The 532-nt window shown below is 46.2% G+C and carries 1 protein-coding gene; it reads right to left on the bottom strand.

What is annotated here, in order from left to right; all coding sequences use genetic code 11:
• A partial coding sequence (locus I6F53_RS20405) for a hypothetical protein (RefSeq protein WP_197240977.1) occupies nucleotides 1–532 on the bottom strand: 532 nt, incomplete at both ends.

Raw genomic sequence — 532 nt, forward strand, 5'->3', positions numbered from 1 at the left:
AAGCGTTCCAGCTCTTGCGTCTTCGTTCTTGCCAATTTGTTCAATGAGGCTGTCAATTCGGCTATATCCTGGTCTTTCTTGCGTAGCTGCTGCTGTGTGTATCGCTCTTGGTCGTCTAGCATCTGCTGTTGGCGTTTGATCGTGTCCTGCTGTGCTTGTAGGGCTTGCTGCACTTGCTCTAGTAGTCTCTTGTCCATAACTTACCTCTGACTGTAGTCGATGGGCTGCTGTATCTGTGGCTGTTGATTGATATAAATCGGTTTTGAGAATTTGTTGACCAATGCTGCCCCTATCATCATGCCTAATATCAGTACCGTAATTGCGACGATACTGGTGACTATCGCCCATTTTTTCATTTCTGATTTGATGACCTGCGCTATCCGGTCTTCTCTCTGCTCGATCAGTTCTGCTATGTGCTGTGTATAGGCTTCTATCGTCTTCTCTATGTCTTCTGCGAACTGCTCTAAATGCTGGGTGGTATGGGCTTGGACGTTGCTCATATAAGTTTCTAGGGCTGTAGACATATCGGTTT

The sequence above is a fragment of the Pseudoalteromonas sp. SWN29 genome (assembly GCF_015864465.1).
Taxonomy (GTDB): domain Bacteria; phylum Pseudomonadota; class Gammaproteobacteria; order Enterobacterales; family Alteromonadaceae; genus Pseudoalteromonas.